Source organism: Candidatus Laterigemmans baculatus (assembly GCF_010367455.1).
GTDB classification, from domain to species: domain Bacteria; phylum Planctomycetota; class Planctomycetia; order Pirellulales; family Pirellulaceae; genus Laterigemmans; species Laterigemmans baculatus.
Map to the genome: position 1 here is coordinate 1 of NZ_WRPR01000106.1, position 19,017 is coordinate 19,017.

The 19,017-nt window shown below is 65.4% G+C and carries 12 protein-coding genes; 2 read left to right on the top strand and 10 right to left on the bottom strand.

Annotated features, from left to right (window positions below):
• Positions 1-130 precede the first annotated feature (130 nt).
• Genes GNK13_RS17915 through ccoO form a run of 3 tightly spaced genes read right to left on the bottom strand, consistent with a single transcriptional unit; the run spans position 131 to position 3,821 of the window.
• Complete coding sequence (locus tag GNK13_RS17915; RefSeq protein ID WP_164103928.1) at positions 131-544, bottom strand: methionine-R-sulfoxide reductase; 414 nt, start codon at positions 542-544, stop codon at positions 131-133.
• Positions 541-1,269 (bottom strand): c-type cytochrome, encoded by a 729-nt coding sequence (locus GNK13_RS17920; protein WP_235935320.1) that lies wholly within the window; start codon positions 1,267-1,269, stop codon positions 541-543. Before GNK13_RS17920 ends, GNK13_RS17915 begins: the two co-directional genes overlap by 4 nt.
• Positions 1,269-3,821 carry a cytochrome-c oxidase, cbb3-type subunit II gene (gene ccoO, locus GNK13_RS17925; protein ID WP_164103929.1) on the bottom strand — a complete coding sequence of 851 codons (2,553 nt, stop codon included), beginning with the start codon at positions 3,819-3,821 and terminating at the stop codon, positions 1,269-1,271. The genes GNK13_RS17920 and ccoO overlap by 1 nt, the downstream gene beginning before the upstream one ends.
• A gap of 200 nt (positions 3,822-4,021) precedes the next feature.
• Between ccoO and GNK13_RS17930 the strand changes: the two genes are divergently transcribed.
• Entirely contained in the window at positions 4,022-4,489 is a 468-nt protein-coding gene (locus GNK13_RS17930; protein WP_164103930.1) for a universal stress protein, read from the top strand.
• Positions 4,490-4,498: 9 nt separating this feature from the next.
• Here GNK13_RS17930 and GNK13_RS17935 read toward each other — a convergent pair whose 3' ends face one another.
• The 7 genes from GNK13_RS17935 to GNK13_RS17965 all read right to left on the bottom strand — a co-directional run bounded on the left by GNK13_RS17935 (position 4,499) and on the right by GNK13_RS17965 (position 13,681).
• On the bottom strand, positions 4,499-4,861 hold the full coding sequence (locus GNK13_RS17935; protein WP_164103931.1) for a hypothetical protein: 363 nt from the start codon (positions 4,859-4,861) through the stop codon (positions 4,499-4,501).
• Positions 4,861-5,514, bottom strand: coding sequence for a vitamin K epoxide reductase family protein (locus GNK13_RS17940; protein ID WP_164103932.1), 654 nt, complete (start codon positions 5,512-5,514; stop codon positions 4,861-4,863). The genes GNK13_RS17935 and GNK13_RS17940 overlap by 1 nt, the downstream gene beginning before the upstream one ends.
• A gap of 247 nt (positions 5,515-5,761) precedes the next feature.
• The gene (locus GNK13_RS17945) at positions 5,762-6,820 is read right to left on the bottom strand and encodes an NAD-dependent epimerase/dehydratase family protein (protein WP_164103933.1); all 1,059 of its coding nucleotides are present in this window, start codon (positions 6,818-6,820) and stop codon (positions 5,762-5,764) included.
• Positions 6,821-7,153: 333 nt separating this feature from the next.
• The gene (locus GNK13_RS17950; protein ID WP_164103934.1) at positions 7,154-9,424 is read right to left on the bottom strand and encodes a site-2 protease family protein; all 2,271 of its coding nucleotides are present in this window, start codon (positions 9,422-9,424) and stop codon (positions 7,154-7,156) included.
• Positions 9,425-9,432: 8 nt separating this feature from the next.
• On the bottom strand, positions 9,433-10,923 hold the full coding sequence (locus tag GNK13_RS17955; protein ID WP_164103935.1) for an efflux RND transporter periplasmic adaptor subunit: 1,491 nt from the start codon (positions 10,921-10,923) through the stop codon (positions 9,433-9,435).
• Positions 10,920-11,822: an efflux RND transporter periplasmic adaptor subunit gene (locus tag GNK13_RS17960; RefSeq protein ID WP_164103936.1), complete on the bottom strand. Its 903-nt coding sequence runs from the start codon at positions 11,820-11,822 to the stop codon at positions 10,920-10,922. The genes GNK13_RS17955 and GNK13_RS17960 overlap by 4 nt, the downstream gene beginning before the upstream one ends.
• A gap of 104 nt (positions 11,823-11,926) precedes the next feature.
• Positions 11,927-13,681, bottom strand: coding sequence for a TolC family protein (locus GNK13_RS17965; RefSeq protein ID WP_164103937.1), 1,755 nt, complete (start codon positions 13,679-13,681; stop codon positions 11,927-11,929).
• A gap of 424 nt (positions 13,682-14,105) precedes the next feature.
• Here GNK13_RS17965 and GNK13_RS17970 point away from each other — a divergent pair.
• Positions 14,106-19,017, top strand: a 4,912-nt coding sequence (locus GNK13_RS17970) for a DUF4347 domain-containing protein (RefSeq protein ID WP_164103938.1), incomplete at its 3' end; no start/stop codon positions are given.

The window sequence follows — 19,017 nt, forward strand, 5'->3', positions numbered from 1 at the left end:
CCCAAAGAGAATCGCGAAAATGTTTGAGGGTGAAGTCAAGCGATTGCCGCGATTCCCTTCGGGGGAGAGGGGGCTAAAAACTGCACGACCTCCGCGATACGGATTCACTTAGGGTTCACTTCGGGTTCGCTCAGGATTCACTCAGCACCGGTGGCAGCGGCTCCCCCCGAGGAACGAACCGCATCGAGATCGAGTTGACGCAGTGCCGCGTGTCCTTGGCGGTCATCCCCTCGCCTCGAAAGACATGGCCCAGATGCCCTCCGCAGTGGTGACAGACGATTTCGGTGCGGTAGCCGTCGGCGTCGAGGTGCTCGTCGACCGCCCCGTCGAGTTGATCGTCGAAGCTCGGCCACCCGCAGTGGCTCTCGAACTTGTCCTCGGATCGATACAGCGGCGCATTGCAGCGCCGACAAATGTACGTCCCCGGCTCCTTCAGCTCGCTGTACTCCCCGGTGAAAGCGCGCTCGGTCCCCTTCTCGAGAATCACCCGAGCTTCGGCGGGCGTCAGTTCGTTGTATCCCTTCGCGGGAACTCGCTCGTTCATGATTGGTTCTCCGTGGAGGATCCGCTGGCCCCTTCTTCGGCAGTCCCTTCTTCGGCAGCCCCTTCTTCAGCAGCCAGTTCTTCGAGGCTTGGCCACTCGGGGATCACCGCACCCTCGGGCCCTTTGGGGCTTCCGCCGGGAGTCGTCCCGCGGAGGCTAGCGACGTAGGCCGCAACCAAAACCCGCTCATTCTGTTCCAACCGGCTCTGCCACGCCGGCATCGCTCCGGCCCCTGCTCCGACGTTGATGACTGTCACGATGTCTTCGATCGCCCGGACATTCTTGTAGTGCTCGTCGGTCAGGTTCGGCCCCACCAGCCCACCCCCACCGGCGCCATGGCAGGCGATGCAGTGAGTTTGGTAGACGCTCTTGCCGACGCTCAACCAACTCGGCTCGTCCAGGTAGCGGACCAGCGTCTCGGCATCTCCCTCGAGCTCCCCGATTTCGGCGAACTGCAGCTGCGCGTTGCGAGCGACGGCCCGGGTGTAGCTATCCTCCAGCGTACGCCCGGTCGCCCCAAAATGGTAATAGGCAAAGTAGGGAAAGCTGAACGCGATCGTGGCGAAGAAGGTCCACTTCCACCACCCGGGCAGCGGACTGTCGAGGACCTCGATCCCATCGGTCTCCTCCCGCTCGATCCGCTCATCGCCCGGCTCGCCCCCGGCCACCGGCATCGAGCTCGCGCTCAGCTCCGCGGGACTTCGTTCATCAGCACCACCGTTCATCAGGGATTCTCCGTAGCAACAGCTTCGGTAGGGGCAGCTTCGGCGGGAGCAGTTTCGCTAGGAGCAGTTTCGGTGGGGGCTGGTCGGAGCAGGTCCGTCCCCAACCGCTGCAAGTAGGCGATCAGAGCCACCGCTTGAGTGTCCATCACCAGCAACCGCTGGCCGCTTGGCAAGACCCGTTGGAACGGCCCCCCTTGCGAGACGATGTCGGCGGCGATCCGCTCGGCCTGGTCCCGAGCCATCTGCGGCGCTTCGCTCAGTTCGCGGTCGTAGGGCACTCCCCAATCGTGCGCGATCGCCACCCGCTCGGCAATCTTGTCGAAATCGAGCGGCCGGTCGAGCAGATGAGCGAACGACGGCATCACCGACTCGGGCCGCACCGTTTCCTGGCGGGGATCTTCGAGGTGGATCCAGTGCCAGTGGTCGCTTTGCCGCCCTCCGACGCGGGCCAGATCGGGCCCGATTCGACGACTCCCCCACTGCGCCGGACGGTCGTAGACAAATTCACCCGGCCGACTGAAATCACCGTACCGCTGGGTTTCCGCCACCAGCGGACGAACCATCTGGCTATGGCAGTGAAAGCAGCCCTCGGCGATGTAGATCTCCCGCCCGGCGAGTTCGAGCGGCGTGTAGGGCTGGACGCTGGCCAGCGGCGGGACGTTGCCGCCGAAGAGCCACAGCGGAGCGATCTGCAGCAAGCTGGCCAGGACCACGGCTCCGCTGACGAGCAGGACGAATCGCAGCGGCTGTCGCTCCCACCGCCGATGCCAAAGCAGATTCGATCCCAAGGCAATCCGGCGGCCGAGGTCGAGCATCGGTGCGTGAGCCAGCTCCGCCGGGGTCGCCACGGGCGCCTCAGGTGCAGCGGGCCGCACCATTCGCCGCACGGTCACCACCGGAACCTCGTAGGGACGCGGTCGCCGAACCCAGGTCATCACGGAATTCAGGCCAAACGCCAACAGCCCGAGGATGTACAGCGTTCCGCCCGCCACGCGCAGCCACCACATCGACACGACCGCCTGCACCACTTCGACGAATTCGGGATGGGCCAGCCGCCCGATCTCGTTCAGCCGGTTCCACATGACTCCTTCGACCACCCCAGCTGCATAGATCGGCAGGACGTACAACAGGAGACCGCCGACCGAGAGCCAAAAGTGCACGGTCGCCAGACGACGACTCCACAGCTCCGTCTGATACAGCCGCGGCAGCATCCAGTACAGCATCCCGAACGTCAGCATGCCGCTCCAGCCCAGCGTCGCCACGTGCACGTGGGCGATCGTCCAGTCGCTGTACTGGACCATCGCTCCCACGCTCTTGATGCTGCGGAGCGCCGCCTCAAACGTGTACACGCCGTAGCAGATCAGGGCCACTGCGAAGAAGCCGACGACCGGACCTCGCGTCGCCCCCGGCGAGCCCCCTACAGGAACTTCGCGAGGATCACCGCCGCTCGCCGTGGGTACCGCATTCTCAGCCGCGGCGTTCGAGCGCAGCGCGGGCCGGCTGCCGCGGAGCGTCCACAGACCGTTGAGCAAAGCTCCCCAAGCTGGCATCCACAGCATCAGCCCAAAGATCATCCCGAACGTGCTGAGCCACTCGGGTATGGCGGTGAAATGCAAGTAGTGGGGCCCGGCCAAAATGTACAGCACGAGCATTGCCCAAAAGTGCACGATGGCCAAGCGATAGCTAAAGATGGGACGGCCGGTCGCCTTCGGCAAAAAATAATACATCACGCCGAGAAATGGCATGATCAACAGGAACGCCAGCAGATTTTGACCATACCCCCACTGCAAGAATGCATCATGCACGCCCGCCCACAACGAATGGCTTTCGCCCCAGCCCGCGGGAATCACCAAATTGCTGACGATGTGCAGGATCGGCACCGTCACGATCGTGGCGATATAAAACCACAGTGAGATATACAGATGGCGCTCGCGGCGGCGGACCAAAGTCATCAAGAAATTGACGCCGAAAAATAGCACCCACACCACTGCCAGCGCCACATCGATCGGCCATTCCCACTCGGCGAATTCCCGGCCTTGCGTGATCCCCAACGGAGTGGTCGCCGCCGCGGCGAGAATGATTGCTTGCCAGCTCCAAAAGTGCAGCTGGCTGAGTCCCCTGCTCCACATGGCCGTTTTGCAGAGCCGCTGCGTGCTGTAGTAGACCGCCGCAAAGATCGCGTTGCCCACGAAGGCCAACAGCCCGACGTTCGTATGCAGCGGACGCAACCGGCCGAACGAAAAGTACTCGGCCCTCACCCCCAGCGGCTCGAACAACTCGGGCAAGACCAGCAGCAACGCGACGACGAGCCCGAACAGAGCCGCCAGAAAACCCCACCCAAGCGTCGCGGCGACAAACAAACGGGTGATTCCGTCGTCGTAGCGGAACGAATCGAAAGACTCGGCGGGCCCCCTTGAGTCGCCTGCACTTGAGACTGACGCGTTGGAGATTGACGCGCTCGCGCCCGAGACGTTCGCGGTGGCCGCGGTCGGGTCGGGCGGGCTGGAGGCTGGCGGATCGGGGAGGTCGGAACCGGGACTGGCGTTGGCCATCAGGCGTGGCTCTCCAGGGAAACTTACAGATAACAGACACGGCGGCCCACCACGGCTCCTGGCCTCCCTGCCACCCCGCCGATTTCGGGCTCGGCAGCCTGTTATACTACAAACGGACCGCAGGGGGACCGGCGGCCACCTGATCCGGCCCTCGCGGAGGCCGAATTGTCGCCTTGCGCTCCGCGTAGGAATTCCCGCTCATGTCAACCTCCACACCCCCGACCTCGACGGTCCTGTGCCCGGTCGACTTCAGCCCGGCTAGCGAAGTGGCAATCCGCGTGGCGGTCGAGGAAGCGGAGCGGCGGGACGCGCAGCTCGACTTGCTCCACGTATGGACTCCGCAGCCCGCTTTCCTGACCGATTCGATGGGAGCGGCCGTCGAAATCCCTCCACCGCTCGACGACCTCCGCGGGCAGCTCGATGCGATCGACATCCCCCTGCCGGCGGACCGCGTTCGGCGGCATGTCGCGGTCGGTTCCGCCGTCGACACGATCGTCGACATGAGCGAGGACCTGCACGCCGACCTGATCGTGATGGGGACCCATGCGCGGCACGGACTGGCCCGCTGGATCCTCGGAAGCGTCGTCGAACCGGTGCTGCGGGCGGCTCCCTGCCCGGTCCTCGTCGTGCGCGGCCCACACCGCGCCGCGACAACCGGCTCGCCCTAAGCGATCGCTCTAATCGATCGCCCGATCGCTCGCCGGCTGCGGATTTCGCCAAGAGTGCGGAGGCCGCGTACATTCATTGGGGATGATCGAGAACATCATCAACAGGAATCCGACCCCAATCAGATTCTGGTACCCGGGGCCAGGCGGGGTCGAGGAGAAGCGGCCCCAAAAATACATTCCAACCGCCACGGGAAAGATGACCAGATGGGCTCGTGCCAGCGGCTTCCAATAACTGGCCGCGGCCAAGGTACCAACCAAGAGGGCCAGCCCGTAGAGCAGCCACTGCGAAGGACTTCGGTCTTCGTTGGGAAAAATATAGGGGCTAACGGCCAGCCAGACTGCCAGCATGACTTCCACGACGCGCGACCACATCAGCCGGCCTCCCGAACCATTTCCCGTCCGACTTCGACGCCCACCGGATGGCGGCCGCCCCAAAACACCTTCCACAACGCGGACCAGCCGCCACGTTTTTTCACCCGCCACAAGTAGCGGATCGACACGCTCACTTCATCCCAGGCCCAGTAGACCAGGATTAAGGAGATCAAAGCCGTCACGAGGCAAAGAAAGCACCAGTAACCGACGACGAACGCTTGGGCAATCACGAGAATCACGCTCACAATGCCCAGCGGAATCACGTCGATGCCAAACAGGATGACCATCCAAGGCCGATACTGCCACCGCCGCGTCGAACCAGCTAAGCCAAAGATGCAGTCTCCGAGATAGGCGAGCGCTCCGAGGGCCGCGTCGTGGATTCCAATCCGGCGGTACATGTCTTTGGCCACATTGGAATCCAAGACCTTATTGCTTTGATCGCCGAAGACCGGATCCCAGGTGGTCTCGATCAACTTCCACTGGTACAGCGAAAGATGGACGCTGATTACCGCCGCAACGGTCGCGAGGACGCAGATGGGAATCCGCTGCGACCAGCTCGAAGGGTTGTAGTCGTAGGGATAAACCGGTGCGTCGATGGAATCCAGTTCTGACTCGTCCGCAGGAGCGGCAGAATCGGGTGCATCAGAGCCCATGGAAACGATCCTTCCTCGGTGCGGAAGCGTCTAAAGCCGATTGAATTGCAAACCTGCGGGCCGAGTCCTGTCAGAAAATCTCTTCATTATTACCCTCCCCCCGGGAGGGTCGAGCGTCAGCGAGGGGAGGGAGAGCAATCCCTAACGATAGCCCCAAGTGAAACTCACCGCGGCGGATTGCCCTCCCCGCTCGTTCCTCGCGACCCTCCCGGGGGGGAGGGTGCCGGTTGTGGGCCTCTGGCAGGGCCTACTCCTGCAGACCGTTCTCTTGAATCCACTTTTGGGGATCTTGCTTCAGGTTCTCGACGATTGCCGGGACGACATCGATCAAGCGGTGGCGTGGCTGCCAACCGAGCATTTCTTTGGCGCGGCTGACGTCCAACGCATAATGGTCGTCGGCCATGCTGATCATGAATGGCTTGATAAAAGAGTCGCCCCCTGCCGCTACATCGCTGACCGCCGCTCCAACTTTCGCCAGGGCTTTGGGGACGACGACGGTCGACCATTCGCGGCCGTGAATCAGTTCGCCAATCAGATCCTGCAGCTCCGCATAGCTCGGCGGATCGGGCTCGCCAATCAGAATCGGTGTCCCGGCGGGTATCGAGTCGCGGCGTTCGACGGTGCGCACGATTGCATCGACCGCGTCGTCGAGATGCACGGCCGATTGTCCCGTGCTGGTATCGCCCGGGAAAAAATGGCTCTGAAAGTCGCGGTCATAGATGCGTTTAATCTGCTGGACGAGCGTCGGTTGTTGGCCCATCTCGTTGTAGACTCCGGCGATTCGCAGCAGCACGCTGCGCACGTCGGGGTGACCGTCGCGAATCAATTGTTCGGTTTTAATTTTGCTGGCCGGGTAAGGCCATTTGGCCACCAGTGGGTCGTCCTCGCGGATGTGCTCTCCCACCTCGCACGGCGCGTGGACCAGCATCGTGCTGGAAAAGAGGAATTGTTCGAGCTCGACTGCCTGCAGCGCGTTGAGCAATCGATCGGTTCCCTCGATCGTCACCTTTTCATACATCGGGCTGTCCTCGCCCGAAAAATCGTAGAAGGCGGCCAGATGCACGACGCTGGCGACGTGATCGCCATTGCGCCGCCGCACTTCGTCAATCGCTCCCCGCACAGTGCCGTAGTCGGTCACCTCGAACTCGACATCGTGCACATGCGGCAGATGCTTCGGTGGCTCGGGCATCCCCACGCGGTCGAAGGCGAACACCTCGTATCCTCGCGCGGCCAGCTCGCGGCAGACCGGAAACCCGAGAAGTCCGGCGCTGCCAGTGACGATTACCGAAGGGCGTGCATCGGCCATGACGAATGCTCATACCAGAGAGAGACCAGGAGTTGCCGGTCACCTCTGCAAGCGGCGTGCCCACTCACCGTTGCCCTTTCGCATCGGCAGAAAACCCTGAGCCGACGGCGCTAGCCGCGGGTTCTGCGGGGGAAACCCTCGGCTGCGAGGCCCGAGGCTAGCGCCTACGGCTCAGAAAGCTCGAAGCCCACTCACCGGTCGCCTTTCGCTCCGCATCGTCGCCTTTCGCTCCGCATCGTCGCCTTTCGCTCCGCATCGTCGCCTTTCGCTCCGCGAAAGTAGCGCGCGGTATCGCTACTTTCGCGGAGCGAAAGGCGACGATGCGAAAGGCGACTAGGGCGCAACCAGTTGCCGCAGCGATCCGACCGCCCGTCCGACGAGCGAGCGACTGTCGCCGAGGATCAGCATGCCCTGCTGGCCAGCCCGCAGCCGCTCGGAGACCGGCTCGCTCAACGGCGAGCGGCTTTCGCTCCGCGGCCGCGTCAAGCGATAGGTCGCGGCGGCAGCGCGAGACTCAGCCGACTCCTGCGGCTGCGGCTCCACCGGGAGCGGCCCACCGGCGGTGACGGCCAGCGCGGGGTGCGGAATCCGCTGTCCGACCCGTGGCTGAGGGCTGGCCGGGACGACTTCGACGTGGGTTCCGCCGCGGAGCCGCACCGCGCAGACCGCTCCCCGCTCGACCGCCTGCAGGTACGCCTCTAGGTCCGAACCATCGATCGACGCCAACAGCTCCTTGGAACTCTCCTCCCCGACGCACAGCAGGACATCGCCGCGGCGGGCGAACCGCCCGAGCCATCGCTCGGGATGCTGAGAGCAGACGACGCCGTCGCGGTGGGCCCGCACGCGCAGCGAATCGATCTGCCGATCCAGCTCGTCAAGGCTTCGCAGCAGCCCCGAGTGCCGCTCGGTCTCGGCCGCGGCGAGGGCTCTCTGACCGTCCCGGCTGAGGCGACGCGCGCGGAGGCTTGAGGCTTCGGCTTCCAGGGCCAGGTGATCTCGCTGCACCCGCAATTCGGGATCGTCCAGCACGATCAGCAGCTCCCCAGCCTGAACCCGTTGGCCGTTGCGCACGGCGACCTCGACCACGAAACCATCGCACGCGGCGCGAGCAATTTGCTGGTCGCGATACTGGACGACGACCGGGACGCGACGGCCGAGCGGCGAGGGAATCGCGGCCAGCAGGCCGACGCCCAGACACACCGCACTCCCCGCGGCCCAGACCCGGTGCCGGCTGGCGACCCAATCGACATCGCGGCGGATTCGCCCCATCCACTGCGCCAGCGGCAGGACCACCCAGAGCAAGACGGCGACCGCGGCGAGCATCACGCCCCAGCCTCCCGCCCACAGCGAAACGCTGATCACCAACCCCGTCATCCAGACGCATTGAAAGATGACCGAGCCCATCGCATGCACGAGCGCCACCTGAGCCCGCCATCCGCTCAGCAATCCCGGCGGTCGACTGCGGCCGAACAACCATCCCTCGAGCGTCGCGAGCAGACGCTGCCGACCATGCATCCGCAGATTGGGAATCTCCAACAGATCGGCCAGCACATAGTAGCCGTCCAAGCGGAGCAACGGATTGGCGTTCACGACCAGCGTCGCCGGCCCGGCGAGCATCGCCACCTGGACGGCGACGTGCCGCACGAAATCGCTCTCGGCCCACCACCAGACCCAAGCCGCCAAGCCCGCGATGCCGAGCTCCACATACATTCCGGCCAGCGCGATCTGGATCCGCGACCACCGCCGCGGCAATCGCCACGCATCGGTCACGTCGACAAACGGGAGTGGAGCGAACAGGAAGAAGAGAATGCCGGCTCGACCGACACGCACCCCCTGCCGCCGGGCGGCGATCGCGTGCCCCGCTTCGTGAGCCAGCTTCAGCAAACACCACAGCGCACCCCACAACAGCCAGGACTGAGGCGTAAACAGCCGCCGCAACTCGGCGGCGAACTCCGCCGAGTGCACCGCCACGATCCCCAGCCCGCTGAGCACCACCACCAACCAGAGCAGCGATCCGCGGAGCGAAAAGAGCGGCCCCCACCAACCCACGCCCCGCTCCGCCAGGCGATCACCGTCGAGCAGATTCAGTCGCTTGCTCAGCAGCGGCGACAAGTACCGAGCCGCAAAAGCCGGCGCCGCTTTCCAAATCCCGCTGGTTCCGCTTCCGCTGCCTCCGCCAGCTCCGCTGTTTCCGCCCGCTCCACTGTTTCCGCCAAAACGCGTCTCGCCCCGCACTCCGGCCCCGCCACCGGCGAGCTCAGCCTCGGCCGGCTCGACCACTTCGGCCAGCCCCTGCTGCACCAGTCCCGCAAGCAACCGGACGATGTCGCTGACAGTCCACGGCGTCCCCAGTTGCTCGAGTTGCCGAGCCACTTCGGCGACGCTGCGGGTCCCGTCGAGCAGCATCGCGACCTGGAACTCGTCCGGGCCGAAATGGAAGAACTGGCCCTTTTGATGATGATGGCAGACATACGTCCGCCGCCCCTCGGCGCTGCGTTCGATGAACGAGAGCTCCGGGAGCAGTGCGACGCGGAGGGTGGGTGCGGCCGCCCCACTCGCTCGAGTTCCACTCGCTCGAGCGTCGGCTTGGAGCGGAGCATCCATCGGCGGGCTCACCATCCGATGCTCCGCAAGGCTGCCTCGGTGACGCGGCGGAGCAGCGGCCAGGCGAGCGGTCGGCGGGGACCGTAGAGGACCGCGGTTCCCCGCATGCCGGGTCGCAGTCCGCCGCCCGGATTCTCCAGTTCCCACTGGCCGACGAAGACGTTCCGCTCGTCCCGCACTTCGGCCGCCGGGTAGAGCACGTCGAGGCGGCCCTCGAGCATCTCGGTCGCAGCCGCATCGAGCCGGACGCAGGCCGCCGCATCGGCCGCCACGTAGCGAATGTCGCGCTCCGGAATTTCGACCTCGATCGTCATCCGTTCGAGCGGGGCAATCTCCCACAGCGGTTTGCCCACCTCCAGCGGCGAACCGATCGCTTTTCGCAGATCGCCGCTGACGATCACGCCCTCAATCGGGCTGCGGATTTCCAGCCCCGCAAGCCGCTGCTCGAGCAGCTCGATCCTCCGCTGCAGCTGACGCGCCTCGAGGTCGGCCAGTTGCGACTCGGCGATTCGCCCACTGGCCAGGGCCGCATCGCGTTGACGTTGCGCCCGTCCCGAGTCGGCCTGCAGCGCTTCCAGCTCCAGACGCAACGGCCGACCGTCGAGCAGGGCCAGCAGTTCCCCCTCGGCCACGCGGTCCCCCGGCTGGACGGCGCACTCGAGCAGCGTCGCCTCGAAGGGGGCGGCGATCAAACGCTGGCGGACCGCGTCGACGCTCGCTTGGCAGTGAACTCGGTAGGGCACCGGAAGCAACGCGACGACGGCCACCGCGGCGGCGGCGGCCGCCACGAGCCGCATCCGCCGCCCGTGTTGCCAAAGCCCACGCTGCCACGAGCGATACAGGCCGAGCGATGGCCGGTTCCAAAACACCGCGGCGAGCGCCGGTGCTGCCTGCTCAAGCGTATCCCACATCTCCCGCGCCGCGCCGCCAGCGACAGGGCTGGCAATCCACAGCAGCGCCCGCCCCGGCCCCTCGGGCTCGCTCAGCCGAACAATGCAATCGCTGCCACTGCGGAGCACCCCTCGTGGGGCAGCGTTCAGCCGCCGCCAGTGCAGGCTGCTCTCATGCCACAGCGAGCTTTCGGTCCCCAGCCGTCCCAGACGACTGTCGTAGATCCGGCTGATCTTCGTCTCGGTTCCCCACAGCAGCCGCACGACGCGGCCGCCCCCGCTAGCCAAGCTCCCGCTAGCCTGGGCACTGCTAGCCAAGCTCCCGCTGGCCTGGGCACTGCTAGCCAAGCTCCCGCTGGCCTGGGCACTGCTGGCCTGCGCACTGCTGGCCTGCGCACTGCTGGCCGATGCAGCACTGGCGAGCGAGCCGTTGGCCTCCGCCACCGCGTGCACCAGACGCTCCGCAGCGGCCGCCCGGGTCGGTTGATTCGCCACCGCGGCGATCAGCTCCCACGCATCGAGTGCCGTGGCGAGAGGAGCCTCGCTGGCCGTGTCGGGACGAGTCCCGGCGGCCGTGGCGGTTGGGGGAGTGCTGACCGCGGTGCTCATCGAGATGCCCGCAAGTTGGAAGTCTGCCCGGAACCGTTGGGGAAGGTAACCGTGCAGCGGTCGCCGGCTTTCAAGCGCCCCTCGGGGTTGGGCAGCAAGATCCGAATCTGCACCGTGCCGCTCTCCCCTTCGATGGCCGGAGCGATCGTTTGGACGTGGGCGGTCAGCTCCGAGGGGACGGTGGACAGGCGGACGCGGACGAACGTTCCTTGCCGGACTCCGGCGGCGTACTCGGCGGGAATGCTGACCACGGCGACGAGTTGGTCGGTGGCGATCAAGTGCACGACCGCCGGATCGCTCGGCGAGACGAACTCGCCCGTTTTGCGGAACACGTGGGCGACGGTGCCCGTGATCGGGGCACGGATCAAGCGACGACTCAGCTGCAGCTCGCACCGCTTGAGCTCGGCCGCTCGAAGTTGCCGTTCCTCTTCCACCGTCAACAACCGCGCTTCGGCGATCTTCAAATCGGCTTCGGCTCGCTTGAGCTCATCCGGGCGTGCCAGCCCTTCGAGACGGAGGCTCTGCAACCGCTCGAGGCGGGCGGCGTGCAGCTCCCGTTCGGCCGCGGCGGCTTCGAGCGGTCCGCGCATCTCCATCTGCAAGCGAGCAACCTCGACGGCGGCAGCTTGCAGCGAATCGTCGAGCACGGCGATCACGTCGCCGGCCTCGACTCGATCGCCGATCCGAACGCGGACCTCTTTCAGATTGCCCATCTCCAGAGCCGCCACGTGGATGTCCTCGAGCGGCTCGACAAATCCATCGAACTGCAGCGACTGGGCCGACAGCTCCACCGGCGGGGCTCCGGCCCAGCACACCACTGCCAGCGCGCTGACCATCAGCCGTTGGAGCAGTGCCCCCGGCAGTGGCGAAGCGGTCGTGCGGCTCGCAGTCATTTGCATGGTGATTCTCTCGCTCGCGCCAACCCGTGCGTCTCAATGCTGAACCACGATCATCAGCTCGCCGGGGGGGTGCTGTCCGCACAAACATAGGACGCGATAAGCCACTACTCCAAAATTGTTTTCTCCGAAATACTCCGTTCGGCGGGCGGATCATGGCGGTGGTACCGGACGCCGAGCGCCGCTGCATCCTGAACCGGCTCGATCCGCTCACTGGTGAGCAGCGTGCCCATCGCGGTTTGCAAGCGGACCAGCGCCACGCGATAGCCCACCCGCGCGGCGACCAGCATCTCCTCGGCATCGGTTCGCCGGCTTTGGGAGTCGAGTAGGTCTTGGAGCACCAGCCCGGCTGGGCCTCCGTCCCCGGCGATCAACTCCCAGCGGCGCTGCAAGTATTCCTCCTCGGCTCGCGCCGCCTCGGCCGTCCGGTACCGAGCGGCCGACTCGGCGATCGAAACCGAAACCTCCCGCACGGCCGTCTCGATCTCCGCCCGCGAATCGAGAATCGCTTCGCGGAGCGCTTCGGTTTCGCGGAACATCTGCGAGCGGGCCGCACGGTGCTTGGCCTGCGCCGCACGGCGCCCCACCGGCAGCTCCATCTGAACCCCGGCAGCAAAACCGGGTTCCCCTTCGGTGAACTGGTCGATCATCGAGCCGAACGCGTCGCGGTTCCCGTTCAAGCCGGCCAGATACGTTTCGAGCAAGGCGTCCAGCTGGGGCTTTAACTGGTTGCGGGTCACCGCCACCTGCAACCGGGCCTCTTCCAGTTGGGCCGCGGCGAGGTGGATCTCGGGGCGATGCTCCAAGCCGGTTGCCAGAGCCGCTCGCAGATCGATCGGCTCCTGGATCCACTCCCGCGCGACCTGCGGGATCAACTCCTGCGACGCGACGGCCGAGAGCGCGGGGGAGCCCACCCAGCGGGCCAAGAGGGTCTGCTCATTGCGGAGATCGGCTTCGGCGCGGATCAGCCGGTCGCGACGCCGAGCCACGTGCTCGCGAGCCCGCAGCATCTCGACCGGCCCGGTATCGAAGTTGCCTCGCCCGGCCACGATCCGCTCGATCCGCAGCCCCCGCTCGAGCAAATCGCGCTGCTGCAGCAAACGACACCGCAGCTCGTACACCTTCCAGTACGAAATCATCACGTTGGCGATCTGCTCTTGCACCTGACTCTGCATCTGGTGCCACGCCGCGTCGCTCTCGATCCGTGCCTGCAACAGCAGACGCTCGTTGTACAACCGGCCCGCACCGGCCAAGAGCGGCTGCGAAAGACTGAGGCTCAGCCGGGCGTTTCCCTGGTTCTCAGGAGTGAAGAAGACGCTGTTGCTGTCGAGCAACCCGAGTTGCTGCGAAGCGCTCCACTGACCACCGCTGCGGGTCAACTTGCGGACGCCGAACTGGTTATTCCACGACGCCTCTCGCGACCGCGGTGGTCCGCCGGTGATCAGCGTGTTGCCGACCGGATCGCTGGTCCGCCCGGCCCGCGATTCAACCAGCGCCAACGGATCGAAAGCCGCATCGGCAACCACGACCTCGGCCAGCGCCACCTGCGCGTCCATTCCCACGGCGAGGACCCGCGGGGAATGAAGGAGCGTGTCGACCAGCAAAGTGTCGAGATCGAGCGGGATCGGAGCAGCCTGCTCCAGCACCGCCGCTCCGACCTGCTCCTTCCACCACTCCACTTCGTTGGTGCCCATCGCCGGAGGGACCGCCAACACGGGCCCCTGCACTTCAGCCGGTTCTTGCACTTCAGCCGGTTCTTGCACGCCAGCCGGTTCTTGCACGTCGGCAGGTTGGGGGTCCGGAAGAGGCAAGCGACGAGGCGCTTCCTGCGCAGCGGCGACCGCCGGGGAGATGCAGGACATCGCAACCCCCACGCACAGCGCTACGCGTCTCGAAGCCTTCCTACGTCCCGGCATCCTGCCAATCCAGTTGTCTTGCGTACCCCGTCAAATCCTGTCCTACGCCCCGCTCACCTCAATGGACTCCGGGATGTGCCTCTCATGCTTCGGCCTCCCCTCTTCGGCAGGACCATCACAAATCTTCAGTCCGTGCTAATTGCTGCAATCGCGCTCAAGGCGACCCTCGCAAGCGCCAAAATCGACAGGTCCGCAATATCCACCCCAGCCCGCAAACCCTCGCGAAAGTCCCTGCACGCTCGTGGGAATGTCCTATTTTTGCAGCGTAAGCACTCACGGATCCTACCGCCCGTTGTGGGTATCGAACCGGACGCCGCGAGAGCTTGAGAAACGGTGGCAAACTGCCGGAACCCGCGGTGGAGTGAGGCGCATGAATCGAGCTGACGAGTCCCAAGTCCCAGCCGCACAGCACCGTTTCGACTTCTACCGTCTCGAGGACCGCGTGCTGCTCAACGCCGCGGGGCTCGAGGGAGTGGAGGGAATCGAAGCTCCGAGCGAATTGCCCGACAGCGAGTGGGTCGACGCCTTGCTCGCTGCATCGCACTCCGAGGGCGAAGCGGCGGACAACGCACAGTCCTCACTGCCCTCGCAATCCGACACACCGCTCGAATCGGAAGCCCTGGCCGAATCGGAAGCCCTGGCCGAATCGGAAGCCCTGGCCGAATCGGAAGTCCTGGCCGAATCGGAAGTCCCGGCCGAATCGGAGGTGTTGCCGCGACGGCTCGAGGTGATCGTCGTCGACGCCGCGGTCGAGGATGCGGAGACGCTCATCGAGGGGCTTCGCGATCCGCACGCTGCCGACCGCGACTGGCTGGTCATTCGGCTCAGCTCCGACGGGGATGCGATCAAAGAAATTACGGCTGCCTTGGAATCGGTCGACTCGGTCGATGCGCTGCACATCCTCAGCCACGGCGACGGCAGCTCGCTCGAGCTCGGCGGCGAGCGGCTGACCCGCGATGCGCTGCTAGCCGATGCCGGCAGCATTGCCCGCTGGGCCGACTCGCTCAGCAGCGAAGCCGATTTGTTGATCTACGGCTGCTCGCTGGCGTCGACCGCCGAAGGCCGCGAGCTGCTCGAATCGTTCGCTGCGCTGACCGGTGCCGACGTCGCCGCCAGCGATGACCCGACCGGCCACGCCGCGCTCGGTGGCGACTGGGTACTCGAATACGCCGTCGGAGAGCTGCAGACCGAGATCGCCTTTACCACCGAAGCCCAGTCGGCGTGGAGCGGGCTGCTGGCAACCTTCACGGTCACCAACACCAACGACAGTGGAGCCGGCTCGCTTCGCCAAGCGATCGCCGACGCCAACGCCTCGGCGGGCAGCGATACGATCCGCTTCAACATCAGCACGGCCGACGGCGGCTACATCGACCCCACCCCGGGCAGCCCCGGCAGTGGAGACGAGTACTGGAGGATCAGCGTCCTCTCCTATCTCGGCAACATCACCGACACGGTCACGATCGATGCCACCACCCAGCCCGGCTACGGCGGCACCCCGGTGATCGAACTCGATGGGAGCGGAGCCGGTTCCCCAACCGCCGGTCTGCTGCTCCGAGCGAGCAACAGCACGATCCGCGGCTTGAGCATCCATAGCTTTGCGGACGAAGGGCTGGAAATCGACGGCGGAGGCGGCGCTGGCGACGGCAACGTGCTGGAGAACAACTGGATCGGCGTCACCGCTGCCGGAGTGGCGGTGGGCAACGGCGACAATGGCGTATTGCTCTTCAACGGCGCCAGCAACAACATCCTCCGCAACAACGTGATCAGCGGAAACGGAAACGACGGCATCGAGATCGAGCCGGGGGCCAACGACAACAACTGGATCTACGGAAACACGATTGGTCTCAGCCCCGACGGCTCGACCGCCGCGGCCAACGGGGGCCACGGCATCCTGATCCGGGGTGGCCCCAGCGGAAACGTGATCGGGACCAATCTTGATGGTGCGAATGACGCCGCCGAGCGAAACACCATCTCCGGTAACAGCGGCGACGGCATCTTCCTCGATGGCGCCGTCGCGACAGTCATCCGAGGCAACTACCTCGGGACCGACGCGAGCGGTACGATCGCCATCGGCAACGGCGACGAAGGGATCAGCCTCCAGAACTCCACGAGCAACACGACGATCGGCGGCAGCAGCGCCGCGGCGCGCAATCTCATCTCCGGAAACGACGGTCCGGGCATGCTGGTCCAGAGCGGCTCGAGCGGGACGATCATCCAAGGTAACTACATCGGCACCGACGTCACCGGCACCCTCGACCTCGGCAACGCTAAATTCAGCTCGGCGGGCGATCAGAGCGGGATTCGCTTCGCAGGCGCTGGCGCCGGCAATATCGTCGGTGGCACCGCCGCCGGCCAAGGCAACTTGATCGCCTTCAACACCTTCCACGGTGTTGAAGTGAATAGCACCACTACAGGCGTCTCGATTTATGGCAACTCGATCCACTCCAACACCGGCCTCGGGATCGACCTCGATGGCGGCACCGAGGATGGCAATCTGGTCACGGCCAACGACGCAGGAGACGCCGACACGGGGGCCAATGACCTTCAAAATTTCCCCGTCCTCACCTCCGCCCAGTCGACTGGCTCGGCGGTCACCGTCACCGGTTCGCTCCACAGCACGGCGAGCCGAACGTTCCGCGTCGAGTTCTTTGCAAACTCTTCGGGTGCCGCGGGAAGCTACGGCGAAGGCGAAACCTACCTCGGCTTCGTCAACGTCACCACCGACGGATCGGGAAACGCGTCGTTCAATACCACGTTGGCCGCTGCGATCGGAGCCCACGATCTGATCAGCGCGACGGCGACCGATCTGACCACCGGCAGCACCTCGGAGTTCGCCGCGAACATCGAGTCGAACGAAGCTCCCACGCTGTCCGCCTCCAGCCCCAACGCGCTGTACGTCGAGAATGCGGCTCCGATCTATGACGCTTCGGCACTCGCCGCCGATGCCGACTCGAGCAACTTCGATGGGGGCGTCTACACAGTCGCGTTTTTCGCCAATGGAACTGCCCACGACCGCCTCGGAATCCGCAACGTCGGGACCGGTGCCGGGCAGATCTCGACCAGCGGCAGCAACGTCCTGTACCAAGGCACCGCGATCGGCACTTTCAGCGGAGGCACCAATGGATCGACTCCGCTGGTGATCAACCTGAATTCAAACGCGACCGGCTCCGCGGTCCTGGCGCTCTCGCGAGCCATCACCTACCACAACGTCTCGGAGAATCCGTCGACGGCGACGCGCACGCTGCGGGCCACGCTCAGCGACGGCGACGGCGGAACCAGCGGGCCAATGGACATCAATGTCTATGTCGTCCGCGCCAATGACGCCCCGGTGCTCACCCCCGCGACACCCTCGCTCCCAACGATCAGCGAGGACGCGACGAACAACGGCGGCCAACTCGTCTCGAGCCTGCTCGGCAGTTCGCTCAGCGATGTCGACAGTGGCGCGGTCGAGGGAATCGCCATCACGGCCACCACTCCGAGCAACGGCCGCTGGGAGTACTCGCTCAACGGCGGCAGCACTTGGACCGACGTCGGCACCGTCACGAACAGCAGTGCCCTGCTCCTCCGCAGCACGGACTTGGTCCGCTTCGTTCCCGATGCCGAAAACGCCGATACGGCCAGCTTCACTTTCCGCGGCTGGGACCAGACCAGCGGATCGGCAGGCGGCAAAGTCAGCACGGCAACCAACGGCGGCACCTCCGCCTTCAGCACCGCCACCGACACCGCCGAGATCACCGTGACGGCGGTCAACGATGCCCCGCTCGCCGCTGATATCGAAGCCGCAAACCTCAGCTACACCGAGAACGCCGGAGCCCAGGCCGTTACCGCCTCGCTGACGCTCGACGATGTCGACGTCGAGGATCCCAATCTCGAATCGGCCGTCGTCCAAATCACGGGCAACTATGCCGCGGGGGAAGATTTTCTAGCATTCGTGGACACCGGTGCGATCACCGGCAGCTGGAATGCCGCCACCGGTACGCTCACCCTGACCGGCTCGGCCACGGTCGCCGACTACCAAGCGGCCCTCCGAAGCGTCACCTATGAAAACACGAGCGACGCTCCCTCCACCGCAACTCGCACCGTCACTTTTACGGTCCATGACGGAGAGCTCGCGTCCAACACCCAATCGCGAGGGATCGCCATCTCCGCGGTCAACGACGCGCCGTGGATCACCTCCGACGGCGGAGCGGCCACCGCGACCCTCAGCCACACGGAGAACACCACCGCGGTGACTACCGTGACCTCCGACGACCTCGACGGCGGTTCCCCCACCTTCAGCATCTCCGGCGGTGCCGATGCCGCCCGGTTCACGATCGATGCCAACACCGGTGAATTGAACTTCGCAGCAGCACCCAACTACGAGGCGCCCACCGACGCCAATGCCGACAACCGCTATGAAGTCATCGTCACCGTCTCCGATGGCGCCGGCGGCACCGACACCCAAACGCTCGCGATCGATGTCACCGACGTCAACGAGTCTGGCGCTACGCCGGTGATCGACACCAACGCGGCAGCGAACGAGATCGATGAAGACGCGGTGATCGGTTCGGCAGTCGGCATCACGGCCAGCTCGAACGACGCCGACGGTACCGACTCGGTCAGCTACTCGCTCGACGACGACGCAGGGGGCCGGTTTGCGATCGATGCGAACACCGGCATTGTGACCCTCGCCGCAGGACTCGACTACGAATCCAACACCAGCCACAGCGTCACCGTTCGAGCGACCAGCACCGACGGCTCTTCGACCACCCAGAATTTCACGATCAACGTCAACGATGTCGATGAGTTCGACGCTACGCCGGTGATCGACGCCAACGCGGCGGCGAACGAGATCGACGAAGACGCGGTGATCGGTTCGGCTGTCGGCATCACGGCTTCATCGGACGACGCCGACGGCACCGACTCGGTCGGCTACTCGCTCGACGACGACGCGGGGGGCCGGTTTGCGATAGATGCCAATACCGGTGTCGTGACCCTCGCTGCGGGACTCGACTACGAAACGAGCACCAGCCACAGCGTCACCGTCCGAGCGACCAGCACCGACGGCTCGTCGACCACCCAGAACTTCACCATCAACGTCAACGACGTCGACGAGTTCGACGCCACGCCAGTAGTCGACGCCAACGCCGCAGCGAACGAGATCGACGAAGACGCAGTGATCGGTTCCGCGGTCGGCATCACGGCCAGCTCGGACGACGCCGACGGCACCGACTCGGTCAGCTACTCGCTCGACGACGACGCAGGCGGCCGGTTTGCGATCGATGCCAACACTGGCGTCGTGA